Annotated in this window: 24 protein-coding genes; 12 read left to right on the forward strand and 12 right to left on the reverse strand. The window is 62.0% G+C overall.

Features of this window, described 5'->3' with window-relative positions:
• Positions 1–6: 6 nt before the first annotated feature.
• From ENE74_RS08680 to ENE74_RS08700, 5 genes are read right to left on the reverse strand one after another with little or no spacing between them, the layout of a single operon-like run.
• Positions 7–921, reverse strand: a complete 915-nt coding sequence (locus tag ENE74_RS08680) for an alpha/beta hydrolase (RefSeq protein WP_164847413.1) — start codon at positions 919–921, stop codon at positions 7–9.
• Positions 911–2,491 carry a class I adenylate-forming enzyme family protein gene (locus ENE74_RS08685; protein WP_127690444.1) on the reverse strand — a complete coding sequence of 527 codons (1,581 nt, stop codon included), beginning with the start codon at positions 2,489–2,491 and terminating at the stop codon, positions 911–913. The genes ENE74_RS08680 and ENE74_RS08685 overlap by 11 nt, the downstream gene beginning before the upstream one ends.
• Positions 2,488–3,696 carry a thiolase family protein gene (locus tag ENE74_RS08690; RefSeq protein ID WP_127690445.1) on the reverse strand — a complete coding sequence of 403 codons (1,209 nt, stop codon included), beginning with the start codon at positions 3,694–3,696 and terminating at the stop codon, positions 2,488–2,490. The genes ENE74_RS08685 and ENE74_RS08690 overlap by 4 nt, the downstream gene beginning before the upstream one ends.
• Positions 3,693–4,187, reverse strand: a complete 495-nt coding sequence (locus ENE74_RS08695) for an aromatic-ring-hydroxylating dioxygenase subunit beta (protein ID WP_164847414.1) — start codon at positions 4,185–4,187, stop codon at positions 3,693–3,695. The genes ENE74_RS08690 and ENE74_RS08695 overlap by 4 nt, the downstream gene beginning before the upstream one ends.
• Entirely contained in the window at positions 4,184–5,491 is a 1,308-nt protein-coding gene (locus tag ENE74_RS08700) for an aromatic ring-hydroxylating oxygenase subunit alpha (RefSeq protein ID WP_164847415.1), read from the reverse strand. The genes ENE74_RS08695 and ENE74_RS08700 overlap by 4 nt, the downstream gene beginning before the upstream one ends.
• 164 nt (positions 5,492–5,655) lie before the next feature.
• Here ENE74_RS08700 and ENE74_RS08705 point away from each other — a divergent pair, with 164 nt between their 5' ends.
• Positions 5,656–6,741, forward strand: a complete 1,086-nt coding sequence (locus tag ENE74_RS08705) for an amidohydrolase family protein (RefSeq protein WP_164847416.1) — start codon at positions 5,656–5,658, stop codon at positions 6,739–6,741.
• On the forward strand, positions 6,731–7,069 hold the full coding sequence (locus ENE74_RS08710; RefSeq protein WP_164847417.1) for a metal-sulfur cluster assembly factor: 339 nt from the start codon (positions 6,731–6,733) through the stop codon (positions 7,067–7,069). Before ENE74_RS08705 ends, ENE74_RS08710 begins: the two co-directional genes overlap by 11 nt.
• Positions 7,070–7,087: 18 nt before the next feature.
• Here ENE74_RS08710 and ENE74_RS08715 read toward each other — a convergent pair whose 3' ends face one another.
• Genes ENE74_RS08715 through ENE74_RS08730 form a run of 4 tightly spaced genes read right to left on the reverse strand, consistent with a single transcriptional unit; the run spans position 7,088 to position 11,133 of the window.
• Positions 7,088–7,552: a nuclear transport factor 2 family protein gene (locus ENE74_RS08715; RefSeq protein ID WP_127690450.1), complete on the reverse strand. Its 465-nt coding sequence runs from the start codon at positions 7,550–7,552 to the stop codon at positions 7,088–7,090.
• Complete coding sequence (locus ENE74_RS08720; protein WP_127690451.1) at positions 7,549–7,980, reverse strand: organic hydroperoxide resistance protein; 432 nt, start codon at positions 7,978–7,980, stop codon at positions 7,549–7,551. The genes ENE74_RS08715 and ENE74_RS08720 overlap by 4 nt, the downstream gene beginning before the upstream one ends.
• A 3-nt stretch (positions 7,981–7,983) precedes the next feature.
• Positions 7,984–8,853 (reverse strand): SDR family oxidoreductase, encoded by an 870-nt coding sequence (locus tag ENE74_RS08725; protein WP_127690452.1) that lies wholly within the window; start codon positions 8,851–8,853, stop codon positions 7,984–7,986.
• Positions 8,854–8,865: 12 nt separating this feature from the next.
• Complete coding sequence (locus ENE74_RS08730; protein WP_127690453.1) at positions 8,866–11,133, reverse strand: TonB-dependent receptor; 2,268 nt, start codon at positions 11,131–11,133, stop codon at positions 8,866–8,868.
• A gap of 399 nt (positions 11,134–11,532) precedes the next feature.
• Here ENE74_RS08730 and ENE74_RS08735 point away from each other — a divergent pair, with 399 nt between their 5' ends.
• The 3 genes from ENE74_RS08735 to ENE74_RS08745 are packed head-to-tail and all read left to right on the forward strand — an operon-like array spanning position 11,533 to position 14,538.
• Positions 11,533–12,882, forward strand: a complete 1,350-nt coding sequence (locus ENE74_RS08735) for an amidohydrolase family protein (protein ID WP_164847418.1) — start codon at positions 11,533–11,535, stop codon at positions 12,880–12,882.
• Complete coding sequence (locus ENE74_RS08740) at positions 12,860–13,612, forward strand: SDR family NAD(P)-dependent oxidoreductase (protein WP_206517671.1); 753 nt, start codon at positions 12,860–12,862, stop codon at positions 13,610–13,612. The genes ENE74_RS08735 and ENE74_RS08740 overlap by 23 nt, the downstream gene beginning before the upstream one ends.
• Positions 13,537–14,538: an ester cyclase gene (locus tag ENE74_RS08745; protein WP_127690456.1), complete on the forward strand. Its 1,002-nt coding sequence runs from the start codon at positions 13,537–13,539 to the stop codon at positions 14,536–14,538. Before ENE74_RS08740 ends, ENE74_RS08745 begins: the two co-directional genes overlap by 76 nt.
• A 51-nt stretch (positions 14,539–14,589) precedes the next feature.
• On the opposite strand, the gene ENE74_RS08750 is transcribed toward ENE74_RS08745, so the two are convergent.
• On the reverse strand, positions 14,590–14,793 hold the full coding sequence (locus tag ENE74_RS08750) for a hypothetical protein (protein WP_127690457.1): 204 nt from the start codon (positions 14,791–14,793) through the stop codon (positions 14,590–14,592).
• Complete coding sequence (locus ENE74_RS08755; protein WP_127690458.1) at positions 14,793–15,536, reverse strand: Crp/Fnr family transcriptional regulator; 744 nt, start codon at positions 15,534–15,536, stop codon at positions 14,793–14,795. The genes ENE74_RS08750 and ENE74_RS08755 overlap by 1 nt, the downstream gene beginning before the upstream one ends.
• A gap of 421 nt (positions 15,537–15,957) precedes the next feature.
• Here ENE74_RS08755 and ENE74_RS08760 point away from each other — a divergent pair, with 421 nt between their 5' ends.
• Genes ENE74_RS08760 through ENE74_RS08790 form a run of 7 tightly spaced genes read left to right on the forward strand, consistent with a single transcriptional unit; the run spans position 15,958 to position 22,352 of the window.
• A complete protein-coding gene (locus tag ENE74_RS08760) occupies positions 15,958–17,112 on the forward strand; it encodes a glycosyltransferase family 4 protein (protein ID WP_127690459.1) in 1,155 nt (384 codons plus the stop codon).
• Positions 17,105–18,073: a glycosyltransferase gene (locus tag ENE74_RS08765; RefSeq protein ID WP_241241896.1), complete on the forward strand. Its 969-nt coding sequence runs from the start codon at positions 17,105–17,107 to the stop codon at positions 18,071–18,073. Before ENE74_RS08760 ends, ENE74_RS08765 begins: the two co-directional genes overlap by 8 nt.
• Complete coding sequence (locus ENE74_RS08770) at positions 18,070–19,113, forward strand: glycosyltransferase (protein WP_127690460.1); 1,044 nt, start codon at positions 18,070–18,072, stop codon at positions 19,111–19,113. Before ENE74_RS08765 ends, ENE74_RS08770 begins: the two co-directional genes overlap by 4 nt.
• A complete protein-coding gene (locus ENE74_RS08775; protein WP_127690461.1) occupies positions 19,110–20,240 on the forward strand; it encodes an acyl-CoA dehydrogenase family protein in 1,131 nt (376 codons plus the stop codon). Before ENE74_RS08770 ends, ENE74_RS08775 begins: the two co-directional genes overlap by 4 nt.
• The gene (locus ENE74_RS08780; protein ID WP_206517672.1) at positions 20,234–20,911 is read left to right on the forward strand and encodes a PIG-L deacetylase family protein; all 678 of its coding nucleotides are present in this window, start codon (positions 20,234–20,236) and stop codon (positions 20,909–20,911) included. Before ENE74_RS08775 ends, ENE74_RS08780 begins: the two co-directional genes overlap by 7 nt.
• On the forward strand, positions 20,908–21,498 hold the full coding sequence (locus tag ENE74_RS08785; RefSeq protein ID WP_127690462.1) for an SAM-dependent methyltransferase: 591 nt from the start codon (positions 20,908–20,910) through the stop codon (positions 21,496–21,498). The genes ENE74_RS08780 and ENE74_RS08785 overlap by 4 nt, the downstream gene beginning before the upstream one ends.
• Positions 21,456–22,352, forward strand: coding sequence for a glycosyltransferase family 2 protein (locus tag ENE74_RS08790; protein ID WP_338142985.1), 897 nt, complete (start codon positions 21,456–21,458; stop codon positions 22,350–22,352). The genes ENE74_RS08785 and ENE74_RS08790 overlap by 43 nt, the downstream gene beginning before the upstream one ends.
• Here ENE74_RS08790 and ENE74_RS08795 read toward each other — a convergent pair.
• Positions 22,349–22,843: a nucleoside deaminase gene (locus ENE74_RS08795; protein ID WP_127690463.1), complete on the reverse strand. Its 495-nt coding sequence runs from the start codon at positions 22,841–22,843 to the stop codon at positions 22,349–22,351. The genes ENE74_RS08790 and ENE74_RS08795 overlap by 4 nt on opposite strands.
• Positions 22,844–22,901 lie beyond the last annotated feature (58 nt).

A 22,901-nucleotide genomic window follows, 5' to 3' on the forward strand; every position in this document is an offset into this window, starting at 1 on the left:
GGCATCCTATACTGCGGCTGGACTATCGCCAAGCAGCGCGGATTTGAGGAACGCACCGGCCTGCGCGATCGCCCATTGCCCTTCATCGACCGAAGCGGCGAAGAGCGGCCAGACGTGGATCATCCCGACCCATTCCTGGAACAGGGCATTGCCGCCTTCCGTCCATATACGTTGCGCCAGCCGCCATGCGTCGTCGAACAGCACCTCGTCCGCGCCGACCTGGATCAGAACCCGCGGAAGGCCTTTCACTGCGCCGAACAAAGGCGAGACGCGCGCATCCTCAACAGGCGCTTCCCCGGCATAAGTAGCAGCAGTAGCAGCCATGCCCGCCGGATCGACGAACGGATCGCGGTCGGCACGCATGGCAATCGACTTTCCGCTGTGGGTAAGGTCGAGATAGGGCGAAACGAAGTGGCAGGCGACAGGAACCGGGCGTCCCTCGAACAGACGGACCTGCACGGCCGCAAGCGCCAGATTGGCCCCTGCGCTGTCCCCGCCGATCGCAACCTGTGACATCGGCAGGCCGTTACCCTCCAGCCAGTCGAGCGCGGCCAGCACGTCGTCGCGCGCCGCAGGGAATATGTGCTCAGGCGCCAGCCTGTAATCGGGCAGCAGCACGGGACAGCCGCTTGCACGACACAGGCGTATGGCGAAGTCGCGATAGCTTGCCGGAGATCCCAGTACGAAGGCGCCGCCATGGACCCACAGGATCATCCGGTCTGCCGCGCTCTCCGGCAAGCGGACGATCAGCCCGTCCTGCGTCGGCGATAATGCAACAGTCCGCGCCTGCATCTCCGCAGGCAAAGATAGTGCGGCCATTTGCGCTTCGAACCCGGCGCGCCGAGCGGCCAGCGGAGGCGGCAGGGCAGCGCGACGCGCCAGAAGCGCCGCCCGGATCGGCGCAAGCTGTTCAAGCGCCATCGGCATCCTGCCTGTCGAGTGCGATCGCGAGCGCACGCAGTGCAACCTTGTCGATCTTGCCGACGGGGGTGAGTGGCATTTCAGGGAGCATGCGATAGCGCGCGGGATGCTTGTAACGCACCAGATGCCGGGTGCAATGGTCGGCCAGTTCCGCGCTGTCGGCCAGCCGGTCGGCACGGGGCGTGACGAACGCGACGATGGCCTCGCCGCGATAGCTGTCCGGCACGCCGACACAGGCGGCGGCGGCGACCGAGGGATGCTGCATCAGCACTTCGTCGATTTCGCGCGGAAAGACATTGTAGCCGCCGACCAGCGCCATGTCCTTCTTGCGATCCTCGATGAAGAGATGCCCGTCCGCGTCGATACGGCCGATGTCGCCGGTGTGCAGCCAGCCGTCGCGCAGCGTGGCAGCAGTCTCCTCGGCCAGCCCGCGATAGCCGCGCATGATTTGTGGTCCCTGCGCCGTAATCTCGCCCACCTCATCGGTATCGCATATCCGTGACGGGTCCGCCGGGTCTACGATCCGCAGGTGCGTCAGCGGCAGAGCGGGGCCGACCGATCCCGGCTTTGCTATCATGCCTGGTCCGAAATAGGTCAGGATCGGCCCTGCCTCGCTTTGGCCATAGCCTTCGAACACCGGGACACCGGTGCGTGCTTCCCAGCGTTCGCGCGTTTCACGGGCGAGCGGCGCGGAACCCGACCACGCCGAACGCAGGCTTTGCGTGCCCTCGCGTGTCAGCGCGTCTTGCGCGATCAGCCCGTTGAAAACCGTGGGACCGGCGGGCAGCCGCGTGATGCGATGATGGGCAATTGCCTCGATCACCCAGTCCGGGCGATAGCGGGGCAAGATGACCAGCGTTCCCGACGCATAAGCCGACAGGTTGATACACATGGCGGCGGCGAAGCTGTGGAACATTGGCATGAAGCAAAGAATGCGCTCATCCCCGAAATCGGTCGGCAGCACGGCTTCGCGCTGGGCGATGTTCGTCGCGATGGCGCGATGCGTCAGTTCGACACCCTTGGCGCGCCCGGTGGTGCCGCCGGTGAATTGCAGTACGGCGAGGGTATTGGGGGCGATGGTGGGGAAAGCGGGCAACGACGCCATGTCGCGGGCGAACAGGTTCGCCAGAAACGTCCTGTCCTCCGGGATGGGCATGACTTGCGCATGAGCAGGCGCAACGGCCATCATTTCGGTCAGGCGGTCGGCATGACACAGCACCAGTTGCGGCGCGGCATCGGCGAGCATGGGTGTGAGCTCATGCAAGGTATAGTCGGGATTGAGCGTCGCGCAGGCGGCCCCCGCACGTTGCGCCGCGAAGATGGCGACAGCGAGCGCGATGCTGTTGCGCAGGATGATGGCAACTGTGCCGCCCGCCGCGCCCCGCATTACCAGATCGGCGGCAAGCATAGCGACGGCATGGCCATAATCAGCGTAATTCAGCGCGATGTCGCCCATCCGCACCGCCACAGCCTCCGGCCGTTCGGCAATGGCCCGGTCCAGCGGGGCGAGGGTGGTGTCGGGCATCCAGACCGGGCGTCCGTTGACATCATGCAGTAGCGGTCCGGTCATCCGCTTACCTCGATTACCACGGCCATGGCGCTGTCCCCGGCGGCGCAACCCTGATAGAGGCCGCGCCCGCCGCCGCGCATCGCCAGTTCCTCGATGAGTTCGATGATGGCGCGCAGGCCGGTCGGTCCCTGCGGATGGCCCCAGACAAGCGAGCAGCCGAAGTTGTTCATTTTTTCCAGCGGAAAACCTGTCTCGCGGGCAAAGACGATATCGTTGACCGCGAAAGGGTTATGCGATTTTACGGCATCGATCTGCGCCATTGTCACGCCGGCTCGGTCCAGCGCCCGCTGCGTGGCGGGAACAGGGGCAGCGGGCATGAACGCCGGTTCGACGCGGGCCTGGCCAACGCCGAGGATGGCGACCTCTATGTCCGGTGTCCGTGCCAGCGCGCGGGCGCGATCGCGGGTGGCGACGATAATCCCGGCATTGCCGTCGGCGGGATGCGTCTGTCCGCCATACGTCACCGTCCCGCCTTCGCGGACCGGATGCAGGGCGCGCAGCTTGCCGGGATCGGCGGGCTGTACGCCGATATCGCCGTCGATATGCCGCATGACCTTGCGGAATGCCGGATCGGGCACGGCAAACGGCAGATCCATGAAGCGGCGGTGGAATGCGTGGTCGTCGGCAAGGGCGTCGGCATATTGCGCGGCGCGCATCAGCACGACGTCGTCCTGTTCTGCCCGATCGATGCCCCAGCGTGCGGCGACATTCTCCGCCGTTTCGACCATAGCGACTTGCGCGAAGGGATCGCGCGCGAAATTATCGAGAATCCAGTTTTCCGAACGACCGGTGCCGCCGGGTGCAGACGGAGCGGGATAGTAGATATGCGGCCCGTTCGACACCCGGTCGCACGTGATGACCAGTGCCGCGCGGGCGCTGCCGTCTGCCACTTCCTGCGCGGCGAGCGTCACGGCCCGAGCGGACGTCGCACAGGCCTGCATCACGGATGGTCCCGCTACATGTGGCGCGCCAAGCTCTCCCATCACCCAAGGCAATCCGTAGAAACTGCCTTGTTGCGGCACGGTGAAGCCCAGCACGCCAAAATCTATCGCCGACAGATCGACATTGCGCTTCTCCAGCGCCTGTCGCCCCGTCCAGGTTGCGAAGCGCAGGCTGTGTAGCTCAGCAAACGCCCCCTGCCAGCGCACGAACGGCGTCGACCAGTAGCTGCCATAGGCAATCCAGGCGATTGCGTTGCCGATCATATCGGCGCGGCCATGGCGTTGAACGGCCCTTCGGCATTGATGAGGTCCACGCGCTTGCGGGCGATCCGCAGCCCCTCGGGCATCCGGCGGAGAAGATGCGTCACGCGCCCGCCGAACATGCGCTGATCTGCTTCGAAACCGCCTCGATTGCGATATTCCAGCATGATCTGAGTCGAGGAAACGACCAGCGCGCCATCATCCATCGTCCGATCGACACGCACCCCAGACACGATGTGCGCGGTGCGCGGGCTGGGTTCCGCACCGAAAGCCCGCGGGTTGGCAAGACGGTGGGTGCGGGCCTTGAGCACCTGAATATCGTCATGGAAATGACTGGGGCCATCCATCGGATCGCGCTGTTCGATGCTGACCGGCACCCAGTAACGCGCATCCGGCAGAAACAGGTCGACCCATTCAGCGTAGCGGCACTCGTCAAGCAATCGTGCCTCGTGATGCACGAAAGCGTCTACCTCCTGCGACAGCGGATCGCTCATGCCTGTGCCATGTAGCTGGACCATGCCGCAAACTGATTGCGGATGAAGGCTTCCGACGTCGCCGGGCTGCGGGTGAAGGCGTTGGTGACTTCGCGCGTTTCCTTGAGGCCGCGGCTCATCGGTATCCACTGCTGGTCGCCAAAGCCGTTGCCCAGAAGGCAGCGTTCGTAGATTTCCAGATCGTCGGCGATGACCGGCGAGGCCGCACTGTTGGCGCCCGTGCAATATTCGACGGCATTGGCATAGGTTTCGTCGGGCGCACCGACCAGACGGAATACGAAGCCGATCATTTCGGTCAGATCATGGCGTACGGGGCGCAATATCCGCACAGTCTGGTAGCGGGCATGCCAGAAGGACGACGGATAGAGCAGCATCAGATGCCGGTCGATCGACAATATCTCACGCGTGCGCTCCGCACCGTGAAACGCGGTCATCGCCTGCACATAGCCGTTTTGCGCATCGGGGGTGTAGCTTGCCCCCATGTGCCCGCCGATATAGCTGTGACCGCCCGGCGCCGTCACCATGTCGATATCCTGGAAGAACTGGATCGGCTTGCCGTTCGCCAGCATCATGCCGAGTGTCGCCACTGGCTGTTCCGAGGCTGGCAAGGCGCTTGCTACATTGCGTGCCGACACTACCGATGCGGCATGAGCGAAACCGGGATGGATGGTGTCGTTCAGATTTTCGAACGTCATCTTCCAGTTGGCCCGATAATAATGGCGCAGCACATATGGGCCGCACTCCACCTTTCCGGTCGGCGAGCGATCGACCAGATCGTCTATGCTGGTCTTCATATGCCCCATGAAATCGAGCAGCGGCGGAGCCGCGTCCGCGGCCAGATTGCCGAACAGGAAGCCGCGATAGGACTCTATCCGTACGCTCTGGATCGCCTGATCGGCAGGATCGAGTACGCCGTCATAGTTGCGGGGATGCGATACGAAGCGCACCGATCCGTCCGCGTTGAAGGTCCAGCCGTGATAAGGGCATTGATGCCCATGCGGGGCAGAGCCGCGGTCGAAGGCGCATAAAGTCGCGCCCCGATGCGAACAGCGGTTGAAGATGCCGTGTATCGCCCCCTGCTTGTCGCGGGTCAGGATTACCGCCTGCGTCCCGAGATGGCGCACGACATAATCGCCTGCTGCCTTGAACTCGCTTTCATGCGCCAGATACAGCCATGCTCGTCCGTGGATGCGCTCCATTTCCAGCGCGAAGATGGCAGGATCGGTATAGACCGAGCGATGCACCTTGTCCTCCCTCACGAGAGCCGTGGGATCCGGCACTTCGATCTGCGGCGCACTGGCCATGGCAATCCTTCCTGTTGGCGTTGTCCCCTGCCTAGGCCGCGCGCGGGGTGGCGGATAATGGCCGCCACGCGCCTGCGCATGAAATGTGGTTATGGGTAAGGGCGCGATTGCGCCTGTGCGGCGGGCCATGCGCGCGGCATAAGACAGGCCTCTGGGAGATACCGATGGCCGCCGACTTTGCCCAATTGCCTCTGTTGCCGGACGATGTGTATGTGATCGATCCGGTGGTTCATGCGCTGAACCTGGACCACGCCAATGTCGCCTCGCGCTACGGTGAGCAGCTTTATGCCATGTCGCACGGGCTGCACGCGATGCTCAGCCCGCGCGACAGGACCGTACCGCAAAACATCTACATGACCGATATGCGACCCGAGACTCTGGCGCGCACGATGCTGGAGGAAAGCCAGACCGCCCTGATGGCGACGCACACGCTGACGCTGGATAGCTGGTTTCATGACGGTTTTGCGGCCGAATGGAAAACGGTCGCGATGGCACGAGATTTTCCGACCCGGGTATTGAGCTATGTCGGGGTGGACCCGACCGGTGACAAAGGCTTTGTGCTGGAGGAATTGGCACGGCAGGTGGAGCAGACGCCCAATGCCATCGGCGTGAAGCTCTATCCGCACCAGATGAACCCGTATCGCCGCTGGCTGACGAACGATGACACGGTGATGGCGCTTATCGATCGGGCGCAGACGCTTGGGCTGCGCAGCATTGCCATCCACAAGGCGTTGCCCAATGGATCGGTGCCGCTGTCGCCCTACCGCATCGGCGAGGATTTCGAGGAGGCGGCGGACAGCTTTCCGCAAATGACGTTCGAGATCATCCACGCAGGCATGGCCTTCATCGAGGAAACCGCGATGGCGATCGGCCGCTTCCCCAATGTCTATGCCAATCTGGAGACGACGACGGCAATGCTGTGGCAGGCACCGGGCCGTTTTGCCGCTGCGCTGGCGCTGTTGATGCAATGGGGTGGGCCAGAGAAGACCCTGTGGTCTACAGGATGCACGGTCGTCCATCCCCAGCATCTGCTGCAACTGTTCTGGGCTTTCGCGTTCGATGAAGAGACAATGGCCCGGCATGGCATCCCCCAACTCGATGACGGAATAAAGCGCATGATCCTGGGCGGAAACTATGCGCGGGCCGCCGGCATCGACATCGGCGATTGGCAGGCCCGGCAGGCAGAAGATGGCTGGCGTATCGCGCCACTCAGGACACCATGGTCGGTATGGACCGGTAATGCTGGCTGAGGCGATCGCAGCCGCGCTCGACCGCGTAAACGATCCGTGCAGCATTGCGGCGGGACGACCCCTTTCGGTACGGCGAATGGGGCTGGTGCGCGCATGGCGGATCGAGGCCGGTGTGCTGTACGTTACCTTCGCCGTCACCTTCCCGGGTTGCACCATGGCACCGCATTTCATGGAAGCCGCGCGAACGGAGTTGTTGAAAATCGACGGGATAAGCGCGGTCGAAACGCGCTTGGATACCGATTACGTCTGGACGCCTGACGTCATGGTGGCGCCACCGGTCGTCATGCGCGGGACGCCGCAGGCCTGGCGCATGACCCGCGCAGACTAAATCCTGCGGCGCGCGCCTTCAGGTCTCGAACGGCGCGAAGAAATCGTCCCATGCCTTGTGGTCCAGCGCCATGTGCCAGACTTCGCATAGCTTGCCCGCGTCATCGACGCGCCACAGCAGACATTCCTTCGTCTCGAGCGCGCGATCACGCCGACGTGCGCGTACCAGCGCCACCAGGACGACATGGTCGTCGCTGCCGAAATAATCGAGCGGAAAGGCCCAGTAGGCATCGACATTGGCCTGCAACGCACCGAAACTCTGCATGATCTGATCGCGGCCGACAAAGGTGCCCGCGAGCACATTGTCGCCGGGCATATGCCATGTGCAATCGGGTGCCATCAGGCCGAATAGCGCATCCAGATCACCTTTCTGAAACGCTTCATGCGCATTCTTGAGCATGATGGCGTTGGGATGATCGGCAGAGGTGAAGGCGCGCAGCGGCGGTGCGTCGCCTTCGCGCGCCAGAGCTTCGGTATAGGTCATGCCAGGCCTCCCTTCACGTCGAATTGGACTGCGATATTGCCGCGCGTTGCATTGGAATAGGGGCAGACCGCATGCGCGTCGGCAACCAATTTTTCCGCCGTTGCCTGATCGAGATGGGGCAAGGTGACCTCATGACGGACGGTCAGGGCGAAGCCGGGGCCATCCTCGCGCATCCCGATCGCCACATGGCCGGTAACGGTGCAATCGGTGGCGTCGATCTTTTGTTGCCCGGCAATGAACAGCATGGCGCTTTGAAAGCATGCCGCATAGCCTGCCGCGAAAAGCTGTTCGGGGTTGGTTCCCTGACCGCCCGGGCCACCCATTTCCGCAGGGGTTGAAAGCGTCACGTTCAATCGCCCGTCGTCACTTGCGGCATGGCCTTCGCGGCCCCCGGTTGCGGTGGCGCTGGTCGAGTATAAGGCTTGCATGAGTCAGTCTCCTGTAGCGGAATGAGCGGCATTTTGTACGGCTTCGCGCGCGAAGGCGGTATGGCTGCGGGGTGCCCGACCCACGATGGAGCGCGTGGCTGCGCAGTCGGCATCGCTTGCCGGACAGCCGAGCATCTGCGTCACCTGCATCATCCGCTCGAAATCATGGGCAAACCAAGCCTCGAAACCGGGCACCTTGGCCTTCATCGCGTCGATGAACGGAGCGATTGCGTCGCCACCATAAGCGACCGGCCTGCCGAGCGCTTGCGCCCAGTTGGCGGCAAGATCGTTCCCCGTGAGACGATCAGGTCCGCATAATGGCACCACCTGACCATCCCAGCGGGATTGCGTCAGTGCACGCGCGGCTGCGACCGCAATGTCCTCGACATCAATGCTCCACACACCGGCAAACCCGACAGGCAGCGGATAGACCCCGCCTCGGACGATCGCGTCGCGCACGAGGAGATCATTCTGGAAGAAGAAATTGGGTGCCAGCACCACGCCGGACGCAGTCGCGCATATCGCATCGCGGATGGGGATTTTCGTGGCGAAATGCGGGATGGCGGCCATCGCATCGAGCTGATGCGCAGCGAGGTAGACGATCTTGCCTACCCCCGCTGCGACCAATGCATCGACTGCGCCAAGGCCGATACGCGTTTCCTGTGGACCGAGCGGTGTCGTCAGATACGCCGCATCAAAGCCGCGTGCCGCTTTGGCAAGACTGACGGTGTCCGCAAGATCAAGGGCCACCCCGCCTGCACCAGGGTGACGTGCCGCAACGACAACATCCGCCCCTGTCGCGCGCAGACGCCGCACCAGCGGTCGGCCGACCTGCCCGGTGCCGCCAATTACCATGATACGCTGGGACGCCACCCCTGCCGCCGCCTAGAAGCTGTAGCCGAGGGTGATGCCAAACTCGCGCGGGCGGCCGAGATAGGTATAGGCCACGCCCTGCGACGTCAGGGCATCCTGGCCGAAGGTATAATATTCCTTGTCGGTGAGGTTCAGGCCATAGACGGAGGCGGAGAAGCGGCGGTCGGCATCCTTCCACGTCAGACGGCCATTGAGGATGCCATAGCCGGCCTGCTGTTCCAGGGGCAGGTTGAACGCGGTAAAATATGTCCGCGCCTGATAGCGGAAATCAACGCGCGGGGTGAGCGTGCCCAAGCTACCCAGATCCGCCTGATATTCCGCACCAAGCCCCACGGTCCATTCCGGGCTGAACGGCAATTGGTTGCCGTTGATCGGTCCGACGAGCGCGGGAACGTCCTGAAACTCGCTGTGCGTATAGCCCAGCGCGATATCAAAACGCAGACCCTCGGTAGGCACCGCCGTCACTTCCAGTTCGAAACCGTACAGCTCGGCGTTGCCCGCGTTGGCGACGCGGAACTGAACGGCGGGATCGGAAATCGTCTGCTGGATATCCTTGTACTTGGAATAAAAGAGCGTGCCGTTTACGCGCAGTGCACGATCCAGAAGGTCGGTCTTGAACCCCAGCTCATAGGCGTCATTTGTGTCCGGGGCGTAGGAAGGCACAGTTGCCTGAGGCGCAATCAGGCGCCCGTTGAAGCCCCCCGACCTGAAACCTTTGGAATAGGACGCGAAGATCAGAAGATCGCTGTTCGGTGTAAACTCGACGCCCAGCTTGGGTGTGAACTTCTCGAACTTCTGCGCAGCGGGGAGGTCGGTCACAATCGGAATGGCAACCCGTTGACCGAGCAGGGTAGCGGGCAGGCCAAAGCCTGCTATCGCACCAAAGCCGACACCGGCGGGCCGGAAATCGAAGAACTGGTTGGAAACAATGGTCTTGTCATCCCACGTATAGCGCCCGCCGACCGTCACCGAAACGGTATCAACCAGCTTGTAACGCGCCTGGCCGAAAACGGCATAGCTCTTGGTGAGCTGGTTATTCTGCTGCGTCCAAGTGTTGCAATTGTTGAACGGCGCTGTGGGCGTGTCGGTGATCGGCGCGAAGCACAGGCCTAGCGACTGTTCGGCGCGTTCACGGAAGAAATAGCCACCAACCAGATAGTTCAGACGATCGTTCAATGCGTCGCCGGAAACCTGTATTTCCTGGCTGAACTGTTCCTGCTGCGTCGTGACGGCCTGATCGTAGAGCCGGAAGCGGGTGCCATCCGGGTCCGACGTGGAAAAGCCGTCAAGGTTCCGGTAAGCCGTGATCGACTTCAGCGTCGCGCTCCCCAGCTCAGCCGTGATCGTGCCGGAAAAACCATAGACTTCGTTGCGCGCGCGCGGACTGTTGGATGCGTAGACGGTGTAGAAATCGTTGCGGTTCTGTATGTCGTTGGCGGCCGTTGCGGGGAAGAAGGGCGCCGCTGTTATCGCGCGCAGCACCGATGGCGCGGGATTGGACTTGTCCAATGAATAATCTGCGGAAAGATCGACAGTCACGGTCTCGCTCGGCGCAAGACGCAATTGGAGTTTGCCGCCGTGCCGATCGGTCGCGCCGAAGCGATCACCGGTCAGCGCGTTGCGCGCAAAGCCGTCTTGCTCTCGGTAGAAGCCATAGGCCCGCAACGCATTTTCGCCGCCAAGAGGCACATTGACGCTGCCATCGACTTCGATGCGATCGCGACTGCCGTAAGTCGCGCGAACATCTGCCCCGAACGCGCCAGCTTCCGGTGTCTTTGACGTGATGCTGATCGCGCCGCCCAGAGTATTGCGCCCGAACAGCGTACCTTGCGGCCCGCGCAGCACCTCAACTCGGCCAATGTCGCCGGAATCGAGCATCGCGCCAACGGTGCGACCCAGATAGACGCCATCGACATAGACGCCGACGCCCGGATCGTTGGTGATGATGAAATCGAACTGACCCACGCCGCGGATGAAGAAGTTGGCGTCCGCCGACCCCTGCGCGCCGGTCGTCGATGTCAGGTTGGGGACAGTCGCTGCCAGATCGTTGATGACCGCTACCCCTTGCGAAGCCAGCGCCTCCGCCGAAAGGGCGGTTATAGCAATGGGGGTATCCTGCAAATTGGTCGCGCGGCGTTCGGCCGTAACCACAATGTCCTCTATGCCACCGGGTTGCGGAGTGTCTGCCAGGCTCTCCTGCGCAAGGGCTGGCAAGCAGACCCCCGCCAGCATGCCCGCCACGATCCCTGTTTTCGCCGCCCTGACCATCGTTTTCCCCATCTCTCACCCCTTCATTATCATGGCTGGCGGAATGCAACCTGATATTGACTTCCGCGACGGGCAATCCTTTCAAGCCTGAAACGTCTTCGATAATGACTTTCGCGCATGATGGGATGAAATGCAGTTACACCCGTCAGAGCCGACGCCGCCAATTGCCTGGCGATCCTCCAAGCGGTCGCACCGATATTTTATCGCCGCGCGTCTTGTTTTCATGAGGCGCCGCGCCGCGTCACGCTGCACCATATCATCATGGTCATGTTGCTTACTGATGCTGCGCGTCGCGCGCTCCTGCCTGGCGAGCGTCTACCTCCTCTGCCGGTGCCATCCCGAATTGTATCCAATGGCGAATACACCCCGCCACCACAGAGCGTCAGGCTACAGGGCTATGAGCGCCGGTTCATGGACGCGGCAGCATTCCGCGCGCGCGCATCGGGGCAGTCGCTCGCGCAATGGTTGCGCTCGCCGGCCGCAATGGCGGGTGCCTTCGCGGCCCTCAACGAAAGTTTCGGCCCCCATTTTGCGGTAGGGAATGGCGAAGCTGACGACGCGCAGGACGCGCAGGCGCGCCGGGACGCCCTGGCGCAGCAATTCATATTCGACGATCAGGTCCATTTTCTGAAGGACGATGCCGATCCGGCGCTCTTCGGGGCGCTGACCGGGTTGATTGAAATTACCGCCGATCTTCTGAAACTGCCGCACGCGGGCCGGTTCACCATTGAGCATATCAAGTTCACGCAGTTCTTGAAGGACATCTATCTCGACAGCGACACGAAGATCGCCTTGCTGTCCGGTGCGCCTTCGGACGATCCGGCAGGCTGGATGCTGACGAACGACATGATGGCGGCGGCACGCGATGCAGTTAATGAAGTCGCCGGCGGCACCAGGCTGCTGACGCATGCGATCCTGGCACCGGGGCATGACGGCTGGCTGGACGAAATCGATCGGGTACATGCGACGATCCGGCCAAGTGGCTGGAAAGGCTATAGCGTCGGCGAGCCCTTTTCCCCGTCGCAACATCGCTGGCGGCTGGATGACGAGGCGCTTATGTATCCTGCATACGACCGGCTGGTGCGGGCGGGCGTCACCAATCTGTGCATTCACAAGGGGCTGTTGCCGGACAACGCCGAGGATATCCTGCCAGGTGCGGAACCTTATGCACGGGTCGATGACCTTCCCCGCGCTGCGCGGGACTGGCCGCAGCTCAACTTCATCATCTACCACGCCGCCTATCGCACCATACCTGGACCGACGGCGGCTGAACTCGCGCGGTTCGAGGCGACGGGCCGCATAGACTGGGTGAGCGATCTCGCCGAAATGCCGACAAAGCATGGTGTATCGAACATCTATGCGGATATCGGCGCTAGTTTCGCGTTCACTGTATTGACTCATCCGCGCCTCGCGGCCGCGATGATCGGCATGCTGGTGAAGGGCCTGGGACCGGACAAGGTTCTTTGGGGTACCGATTCGGTCTGGTATGGCAGCCCGCAGTGGCAGATCGAGGCATTTCGCCGCCTCCAGATGCCGCCGGACCTGATCGCGCGGTTCGGCTATCCCGATCTGGGCGAGGCTGACAGTCCGCTACGACGTGCGATATTGGGTGAAAACGCCGCCCGGCTCTATGGTATCGATCCGTCGAGCTACACAGGGCAGGGTGTCGAGACGCACCATCTGGAGAGTATCGTCGCGGAATATCGCGCGCGCGGCGGTGGTCCCTCCAATATGGTCCATGGATATGCCAGCCATGCTTGAGGGGCGGCACATTCTTGTCACGGGCGCCGCCAGTGGCATTGGCCGGGCGGCCGCTCATCTGTTTGCGGCCTATGGTGCGCGTCTGATGCTGCTTGATCGTGATGAAAAGGTGCGCGAGATCGCGGACGCTCTCCCCGACGCCGACAGCGCCGTTGCGGACATAACCGATGCCGCGGCCATGGCAGAGGCGATTACCCGTTTCCCGCGAATGGATGGTGCGTTCAATAATGCCGGCATCGAAGGGATGGACGGACGGATGGTCCCGATCATGGATTATCCGGATGCTGCCTTCGCGCAGGTGATGCATGTGAACGCCACGGGCCTGTGGCAGTGTATGAAAGCCCAGATTCCGGCGATACAGGCCAATGGCGGTGGGGCGGTCGTAAATACGGCCAGCGTCATGGGCTGGTTGGGCGCGGCAGGCATGGCCGCCTATGTCGCCTCCAAGCATGCCGTTGTCGGACTGACGCGTGCTGCGGCATTGGATTGTGCCCCGCTCAACATCCGCGTCAACGCGCTTTTGCCCGGTGCGGTCGAAACACCGATGCTGACGGAGCGAGGCTTCGTCGTGAACCCCGGCTTTGAGCAGCATGCCGCACAGGCACATCCGCTGGGCCGCTGGGCGCAACCGACCGAAATTGCGGAAGCGGCCGCATGGCTTTTGTCGTCCAAATCGTCATTCGTGACCGGCCATGCGCTGGCGGTCGATGGCGGCTTTTCCGCACGATGACCGGCAGCGCGATCATCCATCGCCTGCTGCGTGACCAGATAGAGCGCCTGTGGGGGCAGGGCGAGGTAGATCTCGTCGATGCCAATTATGCGCACGATGTTGTCGATCACATGCCGGTGCCCGGCCAGCCCGGTGGCCTGGCCGGTCTGAAGGATGTTGTGCGCGCTTTTCGGGCCGGACTTCCGGATATGCGGTTGCGGTTGCATGCGACGCTGGCGGCAGGGGATATGGGCGTGGACGTGTGGACGCTGAACGGTACGCACACGGGCACATTGTTCGGGCGTCCTGCAACCGAGCGATCGGTCTCCTTTTCTGGTATCGATATGGTGCAGGTACGCGATGGCCGCATCACGGCATTGTGGCATGTCGAAGAAATGCTGCATTTCGAACAGCAATTGGGCATCGTGCAGGAGAGCTTCGGCACCCCGCTCAAAGCGGTGCCAGTCGCTGCGACGGACGACAGCGCCTATGAACCCGGGGCCGATGCCTACGTGCCCGGTCTATCGGATTTCAACGCGCAGGAGCATCGCAATCTGGCGATTGCACGAACACATATTGAGGAATTGTGGGCCAAGGGTCGGCATGATCTCGCCTGGCAGCTTTATGCGCCCGATGTCGTCGATCACAATCCCGCACCGGGGCAAAGGCCGGGTATTGCAGGCATTGTGGATGTTCTTGGCTGGTTGCGTGAAGCGGTACCCGACCTGCGCATGCGCATCGGCTGTTACGTCATTGATGGAAATATGGTGGCTGACCGCTGGACGATGACCGGAACACATAATGGGGCGCCGTTGATGGGCATAACGCCGCGAGGACGACGCTTTACGATCGCCGGGATGGACGTGTGCCGTATAGGCGCGGATGGCCTTATAACCGATGTCTGGCATTGCGAGGAGTTTCTGAAACTCCGTACACAGATCGCGTGACAGGTCGCTATCGGTTCGCGCACGAGGCCCGACGTAGAGTGTGGGAGACGGTTATGCGCGATCGTAGGGCGGTTCGCTTATCTGCGTTTGCGCGATTGCCGCAGCTTCCATGAGGCTTTTGCCAGTCTCCAAGGCGGCATAGGGTGTCATCGTGATGGCAATGCCGTGCGGCCCGTCGAGTAGGACAACGCCCGCCTCGGCATTGGCCTTGCCCGGCTGGTTGTGGGTGGAACCCAGAGCATAGCGTTGTGTCATCACATCAGCCTTTCGCGGTCCGGATCGTCAGAATCGAAACGGATATAGAGGTAATCTGGATCGAACTGCCCGCGCCGTGCCAGGCCCTCGACATTCAGGATGTCGACCAGCGACGATCGGAACACGCACAGCCCCTCTTCACGCAACTGGCGCAGCACGCGGTTGGTGTGGACATTGGTAATGCCGCAAATCTCCGACAGATCGGATTGCGTGATGCCAAGTGCGAAGCGCGCACCGTCGCTCAAATCCACCGCTTTCAGGCGTAGATGCGTTTCACTCAAAAAATGGGCGACGCGACCGACGGCATCCAGGCGGCCGAGGCGGAATACCCACGCGCGATGCATCGCCGCATCCAACAATGTCGAAAACCACAGCTTTCGGGTCAGTTCCGGCATCGTGGAATTGATATGATTCAGTGAATCGTGCGGCAGAATAGCGACAGTGACTGCGGTCAGCGTTGCGACATCATGATCGAGAACTTTCAGCGGATAGGCGTGCAGATCGACGAAATCGCCCGGCACCTGTACTGCTACCAGTTGCCGCAGTCCCTGACGGTCATCGACGTAGCGACACATGAACCCTTCGAGCAGCAAGGTGCTGTTGGAAAGCGGTTCTCCGGCCCGCGCGATGGTCGTCCGCGCATCGAGGGTACGGACTTCGGAAATGGCATTCTCCAGCACGGCGCGTTCCTCGCGCGTGAGAGACGTGCCGCTTCGTTGCCTTAGAAACTTGTCGGTAAACACGCGCCATTCCTTCGAAGAGTGTGACGGGCATATCTGGCTTCAAATACATGAACCATTGAATGCCAGCCGGTATCCGGTGCCGGAAACAATTCGTCATAATGCAGATCAGTATCGAACAAGGCATAGCAACTTGTGCGTGCGTGGATGGTTCTCTCATTACAATTTCTGACTTTTTAGCGGGACAGCGCGATCCTGCCTGCCCGTCAGCCTTATACCGTCTGCCAGTTTCGCGTGCGAAACTGCGGTCTTTGCGCGCGTCGCCACATGAGGAACAGCCATGGTGAGAACTATCGGAATAACGTCAATACAGGCCAATGGTGCTGATTGCTCGGCGTTATCTTCGCTCGTTCATCCTTTTCCCGCACAGGCTATGGCCCCGGCGACCGGCTGGGCAAGAGAATCGCATCAACGCGGCGACACAATGCGGATTGGCATCATTGCCCATCTCAAACATCCGATTGCGGAGCCTTTTGCCGGCGGACTGGAGATGCACACGCATCTGCTGGCGCGCGCGCTGCGGCAGCGGGGGCATGCGGTGACGATATTCGCATCGTCGCGATCGGAAACGTCGCTGGGGCTGGAAGCGATTTGTTCTGAAACGGCCATTGCGTCGGTCGGCACCGCAGAAGCCACCGACATCGCCTTCTTTCAGGAGCATCATGCCTATCTCAGCCTGATGAACGGGCTGCGCCATCGCCCCTTCGACATCATTCACAACAACTCGCTTCATTATTTGCCCGTTACGATGGCCGATAGCCTGCCGATGCCCATGGTCACGACATTGCACACCCCGCCCTTCTGCTGGCTGGAAAGCGGCATTCGGCTTTGCAGCGCCAACAACAACGCTTTGGTGGGCGTATCCCAATCGGTCGCTAACTTATGGGCGCATGTCCAACCGGTGGATGCCGTGATCTTGAACGGCATCGATCTGGAGAAATTTGCTTTCCATGCCGATCCTGATCCCGACGACTATCTCGTCTGGTATGGCCGTATCGTCGCCGAAAAGGGTCTGCATCTGGCGATCGCGGCGGCGCGGCAGATCGGCCTGCCGCTTCGTATTGCCGGGCCTATTTTGGACGAAGCCTATTTTCGGGATGTGGTGGCGCCGATGCTGGGCAAGGATGCAATCCATGTTGGGCACCTGGCGCACAATGAACTTGCACGACTGGTCGGTGGAGCGCGCGCTTTTCTGTGTACGCCGCTATGGGATGAACCTTATGGACTGGTTGTTGCCGAGGCGCTGGCCTGTGGCGTTCCGGTCGCCGCCTTTGCCCGCGGGGCCATTCCCGAAATAGTCAATGATAGCTGCGGTGTCCTCGCAAAGCCTGACGATGTGCGCTCTCTTGCGGAGGCAGGTCGTGCTGCGTTGTCACTGGATCGGCATGCGTGTCGTACACGGGCCGAGGAAATTTGCGACGCCAGGCGAATGGTCGACAGCTACGAGAACCTGTATCGGCGCATGATCCGATCAGCGGCGCATAACGATAGCTCGGGGCATGACGTTCCGTCCCGCTTTGCATCGCCAAACCCCCCAATCCCATTTGTGCAGGCCGAAAGATCACGCGCTCATGGGTGAAATGCGATATGATTTCGGGTCTGCCGCCGTCGGTTCGACAATGCCGCGCCTGTGCGTCTGCGTACCTGCGCGGAACGAGGCAGACAGGTTGCCGACCCTGCTTGATGCGTTGGCTGCGCAGCACTGGCCCGAGCGCATCTCGATATCGCTCGGCATCAACAACACAACGGACGACAGTCTCGCAGTGATTGAGGCGGCGCGCCGGCGCCATTCCCGACGCCTTGATCTGCATGTCGTGAAAGCAAATTTTGCGCCTGCGCTGGCCCATGCCGGTTCCGCCCGACGCTTGGCGATGGATGCCGGTCTGGCGATTCTGGGGGACGCAGAAGATGCGATACTGGTCAGCACCGATGCTGATGCGCGGCCACCGTGCGACTGGCTGGCCGCGATCGCTGCGGCTTTTGCAAAAGGCGCCGATATCGTCGGCGGCAGGATCGAGATCGACCCGGCGGAACCGCTGCCCGCGTTCGTTCATCAGTTACGTGCGGCATGGGACCGCTATTGGACAGTAGTTCGAAGTATCGAGGATTCGATAGACCCCCGGTCATGGGACCCCGCACCGCGTCACGGCGATCACACTGGCGCGTCGCTCGCCGTCCGCGCTGAGGTTTATCGCGCCTGCGGTGGCGTGCCTTTATTGGCGACGGGTGAGGATCGCGCGTTGGTCGATGCTGCGTTGGTAATAGGCGCGCGGCTCGTCCATCCGGACACCGTCCGCACCTTTGTATCGCCGCGCCTTCGTGGCCGCGCGGACGGCGGAATGGCAGTTGCGATGCAGGATATGTTTGCGCTTGCCCAGGATGGTGGCGCGCCTATGGCGCCTTCGTTCGAACAGTGGCGCAAACGGGCGCTGTGGCGTCGGGCGTTACGCGCGGGGCCGGATGGCGATAGGCTTGTCGCACAACAGGAACGGGTGTTGCCGCCTATGCCCTGCGACATGCCGCTGGAGATAGGCGCGTGACTCGCCGTCCGATCGGCTATTATGTCCATCACCATGGCGCGGGTCATCGTACCCGTGCCAATGCGATCGTCGCCGCGATGGATTGGCCGGTAACTTTACTGGGTACAGGAATCGGCGATGCCGGTATCGATCTGTGCGACGATCGGCCGTGCGACAATGGCTTTGACGGCATCGATAATGCAGCGACACGGCCGGATTGCCTGCATTATGCGCCAATCGATCATGAAGGCGTGCGCCGCCGGATAGCGCGGATGGCGCAATGGATTGCCGACCATCGGCCTGCTTTGCTGGTCGTCGATGTTTCCGTCGAGATTGCGATGCTCGCGCGCCTGGCGTCGGTGCCGACCATCTATGTCCGGCTCAACGGCGATCGTGGCGACGCTGCACATTGCGATGCCTTCCGTGGTGCAGACGCTCTGCTGGCACCTTTTCATCAGGCCCTTGAATTGCCGTCTACGCCGATGTGGGTTCGAGAGAAGACATGCTATTTCCCCGGTATAGCTTCCGTGCTTTCCCTAGATGTGCCGAATACCAGCCGGGTGCTCGTGGTGATGGGCCGGGGTGGGCCGCCAGGCGATGGCGACCGGATCGCGCTGGCCGCGCGCGCCTGTCCGGATTTGCAGTGGCGTGTGATCGGGCCTGTGACGCCGCCGTCGAACAGGCCGAGCAATCTTGACTTAGCTGGCTGGGTCGAGGACCCGATGCGGGAAATCGCGCAGGCAGCGATCATCATCGGCGCGGCTGGCGATGGTCTGGTGGGTGCCGTAATCGCGGCCGACAAGCCATTTATCTGTCTGCCGGAGGATCGCCCTTACGATGAACAGAGGGCGACGGCGCAGCGTCTGGATGCGTTGGGTGCGGCAGTCGTGCTGCGCAATTGGCCATCGGTGGATCAGTGGCCGACGCTGATCCGCAAGGCGCAGGCGATCCCCTCTTCGGTGCGCATGGCGCTAAACGATCACAATGGCGCGCAGCGGGCGGGTCAATGGCTCACGCGCCGTGCGGCCAATGCCACCGGCACTTTGGAGAAAGTCGCATGACAGCCGTTCGCAAAACCACGACGCCGATGGATGATCCGGTGGTTCGTGCCAAAGCCATCACGGAGCAACTCGCGACGCTTGGTGCCCGCTATGACGCTGCCCCGGTATTCCCGGTTGAGAGCATGAAGCTGCTGTCCGGGGCTGGGTTGCACAGGGCTTTTGCGCCAGTTGAGAGCGGCGGCATGGCCTTCGGCGATCCGTTGGCGCGCAACCAATGCCTGATGACGGTGCTTCGCCTTGTCGGTCGTGCCGATTTGAGCGTCGGACGGCTCTATGAAGGGCATGTCAATGCGCTGGCGTTGTTCGACTGGTACGGGTCTGTGGCGCAACGGGCCGATCTGCGGCAGGCACTTGCGCAAGGGGCATTCTATGGTGTGTGGGCGACCGAGCCGCAGCCCGGCGTGAAATTGCACAACAGCGACAACGGTACCGTCATTCTGCAGGGCAGCAAATGCTTTGCGACAGGGGCAGGCGGCCTCGCCTATGCCATCATAACGGCCCAACCGGCAGAGCGCGAACGGCAACTGGTCATTGTACCGGCCAATGATGCGAAACGGGCCGACCTGTCGCAATGGCGGGTAAGGGGTATGCGCGCCACCGGCAGTGGTCTTTATGACCTGACCGGCATGAACGTCGCCCCTGATCGACTGCTCGGTTTGCCCGGCGATTATGACCGGGAGCCATGGTTCACGACGGGGGCGTGGCGGTTTACTGCGGTTCAGCTTGGCGGGATCGAGGCGTTGTTGGCCGAAACACGGCTTGCCATGTCCGAGGCGGCGCGCGGTGATCCCCTGCAACGCGGAAAGTTTGCCGATGCCGTCGTCGCAACGCGGACCGCCTATCTGTGGGTGCGCGAATGTGCGATCCGCGCAGCGAAGGACGATCCTGACGGCCCGGCCTTTGCGCGAATGACGCGCGGGGTCGTGGAACGGGCGGGGCTGAACGTCATGGAACTGGCTGCTCGGATCGTAGGTACGCGCAGCGCGATGGATGGCCAGAGGATTGACAAGATCATTCGCGATCTCAGCCTCTATCTCCGGCAGGGCGGGCCGGATTATGCGCGCGATCAGGCGGCGATTGCCTGGCTCAATCATGATGTCTGGGGCGTGGAGGATGCATTATGGTGATGCCACTATCGGCACGGCCGTGGCGCGACTTGCGCTGGCTGATCCTTGCGCCGCATCCCGATGACGAAACCTTGGGTGCGGGGGCGCTGATCGCGCAAGCCGCACGGACCGGACATCTGGCAGGAGTCGTCTACCTTACTGACGGGTCCGGCTCCCACCTTGTGTCGGATGGGCGATCAGGCGCGATCAAAGCCGTGCGCAGGCGAGAGGCCGCGACGGCTGTGCGCCGATTGACGGGAAGCCGACAGCAGCCGCCTGTCCATCTTGACTGGAAGGATGCCGCGCCACTCAACGAAGGGGAGGCCGGATTCGATCGCGCCTGTCGCCGATTGGTCTCGCTGTGTCGCCAACGGGCAGTGGATGCGGTGGCAGTGACGGCACTGCATGAACCGCATTGCGACCATGTCGCTGCTGCCCGGCTGGCCTACGCCGTGCAGAAGAATGTCAGGCATCGGCTTGTCGTCGCGGAATATAGGGTGTGGGCCAGCTCTGTTGATCGCGCTACGCATCGCGCGTTAGTGACTGCACCTATGCCTCCGGGGAAGCGGCGGCATGCGTTGCACGCACACCGCAGCCAGCTTACGGCCGCTTACGGGCCAGGCTTTCGGTTACCGGTCGAGCGTCAGCATATGGCTGCGCGTGACACCCTTCACCTGCGGCGGCGCGCATGACACGGCATAGCGGAACCATGCCGCCCGGTTATTTCGAACGCATGTTCTTGGGGACGGCCGACCCATGGGATCTGGACAGCAGTCCCTATGAAAAGGCGAAATATGACCATAGCACAGCAACGCTCGCAGGCCGAACCTATGCGCAAGGCTTCGAGGTAGGATGCGCGCGAGGTGCATTGACCCAGCGGCTCGCCTTGCATTGTTGTGCGCTGCTGGCGGTCGATGTGAGCGAAACCGCATTGCAGGCCGCGCGAATGCGCTGCGCCGAGCATGATGGTGTCAGCTTCGGTCAGATGGCTTTCCCTGAACAGGTGCCATCGATCGATAACATCAATCTCCTGATTTTATCCGAAGTCGTCTATTATTGGGATGATGCCGACATCTGGCGGGCGGCGGACTGGATTGCCAAGCATCTGGCGCCGGGCGGCGATATATTGCTGGTCCACTGGACAGACGAAACGGATTATCCACAATCGGGCGATGGGGCGGTATCGAAACTGCATGCGGCGCTCGGTCCGGCGATTGCAGTGCGGACGGCGGAGCGATGCCCGCACTATCGTCTCGATCTCTGGCGCTGGCCGTCATGACGCTGAGCGTCCTTACAATCGTCAAGAACCGGTCATCCCATCTGGCGCAGCTTGTCGAAGGGCTGCGCCGGTCACACAGGCCGCCTTCGGAACTGGTTATCGTCGATATGGCCAGTACCTCGCCCGTCGATATCGCGCCTGCTCCGTTTCCGACCCGGATAGTGCGTATCGACCTACCCGGATTGCCGCTCGCCGCGGCGCGGAACGCTGCCGCGCGCGCTGCACATGGCGAAATGCTGTTGTTTCTCGACGTCGATTGCATCGCGATGGCCGCTCTGACCGGGGTGATGGCGGACAATCTTGCGTGTCACGACGCTCTGATCTGCGCTGAGGTTTTGTATCTGGGCCCGAACGATGCCGATGGCCCATGGCAGGAAAGCGATCTGCTTGAGCGAGGCGCGCGGCATCCCGTTCGGGCATTTCCGAGGCATGGCGTTCGAAGGGAAGACAATGCCGGGCTATTCTGGTCGCTCGTGTTCGGCATCCGGCGTCGCCGTTTCTTCGATCTCGGCGGCTTTGACGAACAGTTCACGGGCTATGGCGCGGAGGATACGGATTTCGGGTTCCGCGCACGCGCACACGACCTGCCCCTTTTATTCATGGGTGAGGCGGGCGCATTTCATCAGTATCATGACAGCTTCGACCCGCCGCTCCAGCACTTCGATGATATCGTGCGCAATGCTGGGTTGTTCCGAAACCGCTGGCAGTTCTGGCCGATGGATGGGTGGCTGGCAGCTTTCGAGGATATGGGCTTGATAGTCCGCCACGATACGGCAATCGAGGTGCTGCGTAGTCCCTCGTCGGCCGAACTGGCGCTAACAGGGCTGTCAGGTCGATCCGAGAAACTGTCCTAGATGTTGCCTTGCTCTTCGGAAGGGACATCATCGCCAGGGCGATAGTAAAGCCGGGCACAGTCCTCCGCCAAGCAGTCGCCCTCGATCACCAGATCTTCACGCCATGCGTCGCGGATGAAATCCATGCTGTCGAGGTGCCGGTCTTCGAAATACATGCTGTGGACGTCATGGCGACCCGCACCGAACACGATGCGCCCGATCTTGGCCCAGATCGACGCCATGGTGCACATGCCGCACGGCTGCAGCGTCGAATATAGCGTGGCACCGCGAAGATCCATATCGCCATATTCCGGCCCCGCGGACCGGATCGCCATGACTTCCGCATGTGCCGTCGCGTCTTTCAGTTCCTCGGTCTGGTTGACGCTGGCGGCAAGCCGTCGCCCGTCCAGTACGATGATCGCCGCTATTGGCGTATCGGCGGGATCTGTCCCTTTCTGTCTCGCGAGGGCAATGGCCTCCCGCATCCAGGCACAGTCGTCTTCGGTTATCATGATCTGCCTCGGCTGCAGGATTGTCTGCGGGCGACGCCTGCCAGACCCATAAGTTCCC

Origin of the sequence: Sphingobium algorifonticola, assembly GCF_004005485.1 — a bacterium.
In the GTDB taxonomy this organism is placed as follows: Bacteria; Pseudomonadota; Alphaproteobacteria; order Sphingomonadales; family Sphingomonadaceae; genus Sphingobium; species Sphingobium algorifonticola.

Bases quoted from the DNA above. Each gene is read 5' to 3' on its own strand.
- ENE74_RS08680 (WP_164847413.1), bottom strand. From the start codon at position 921: ATGGCGCTTGAACAGCTTGCGCCGATCCGGGCGGCGCTTCTGGCGCGT.
- ENE74_RS08685 (WP_127690444.1), bottom strand. From the start codon at position 2,491: ATGACCGGACCGCTACTGCATGATGTCAACGGACGCCCGGTCTGGATG.
- ENE74_RS08690 (WP_127690445.1), bottom strand. From the start codon at position 3,696: ATGATCGGCAACGCAATCGCCTGGATTGCCTATGGCAGCTACTGGTCG.
- ENE74_RS08695 (WP_164847414.1), bottom strand. From the start codon at position 4,187: ATGAGCGATCCGCTGTCGCAGGAGGTAGACGCTTTCGTGCATCACGAG.
- ENE74_RS08700 (WP_164847415.1), bottom strand. From the start codon at position 5,491: ATGGCCAGTGCGCCGCAGATCGAAGTGCCGGATCCCACGGCTCTCGTG.
- ENE74_RS08705 (WP_164847416.1), top strand. From the start codon at position 5,656: ATGGCCGCCGACTTTGCCCAATTGCCTCTGTTGCCGGACGATGTGTAT.
- ENE74_RS08710 (WP_164847417.1), top strand. From the start codon at position 6,731: ATGCTGGCTGAGGCGATCGCAGCCGCGCTCGACCGCGTAAACGATCCG.
- ENE74_RS08715 (WP_127690450.1), bottom strand. From the start codon at position 7,552: ATGACCTATACCGAAGCTCTGGCGCGCGAAGGCGACGCACCGCCGCTG.
- ENE74_RS08720 (WP_127690451.1), bottom strand. From the start codon at position 7,980: ATGCAAGCCTTATACTCGACCAGCGCCACCGCAACCGGGGGCCGCGAA.
- ENE74_RS08730 (WP_127690453.1), bottom strand. From the start codon at position 11,133: ATGGGGAAAACGATGGTCAGGGCGGCGAAAACAGGGATCGTGGCGGGC.
- ENE74_RS08735 (WP_164847418.1), top strand. From the start codon at position 11,533: ATGGACGCGGCAGCATTCCGCGCGCGCGCATCGGGGCAGTCGCTCGCG.
- ENE74_RS08740 (WP_206517671.1), top strand. From the start codon at position 12,860: ATGGATATGCCAGCCATGCTTGAGGGGCGGCACATTCTTGTCACGGGC.
- ENE74_RS08745 (WP_127690456.1), top strand. From the start codon at position 13,537: ATGGCTTTTGTCGTCCAAATCGTCATTCGTGACCGGCCATGCGCTGGC.
- ENE74_RS08750 (WP_127690457.1), bottom strand. From the start codon at position 14,793: ATGACACAACGCTATGCTCTGGGTTCCACCCACAACCAGCCGGGCAAG.
- ENE74_RS08760 (WP_127690459.1), top strand. From the start codon at position 15,958: ATGCGGATTGGCATCATTGCCCATCTCAAACATCCGATTGCGGAGCCT.
- ENE74_RS08765 (WP_241241896.1), top strand. From the start codon at position 17,105: ATGGGTGAAATGCGATATGATTTCGGGTCTGCCGCCGTCGGTTCGACA.
- ENE74_RS08775 (WP_127690461.1), top strand. From the start codon at position 19,110: ATGACAGCCGTTCGCAAAACCACGACGCCGATGGATGATCCGGTGGTT.
- ENE74_RS08780 (WP_206517672.1), top strand. From the start codon at position 20,234: ATGGTGATGCCACTATCGGCACGGCCGTGGCGCGACTTGCGCTGGCTG.
- ENE74_RS08785 (WP_127690462.1), top strand. From the start codon at position 20,908: ATGACACGGCATAGCGGAACCATGCCGCCCGGTTATTTCGAACGCATG.
- ENE74_RS08790 (WP_338142985.1), top strand. From the start codon at position 21,456: ATGCCCGCACTATCGTCTCGATCTCTGGCGCTGGCCGTCATGACGCTG.
- ENE74_RS08795 (WP_127690463.1), bottom strand. From the start codon at position 22,843: ATGATAACCGAAGACGACTGTGCCTGGATGCGGGAGGCCATTGCCCTC.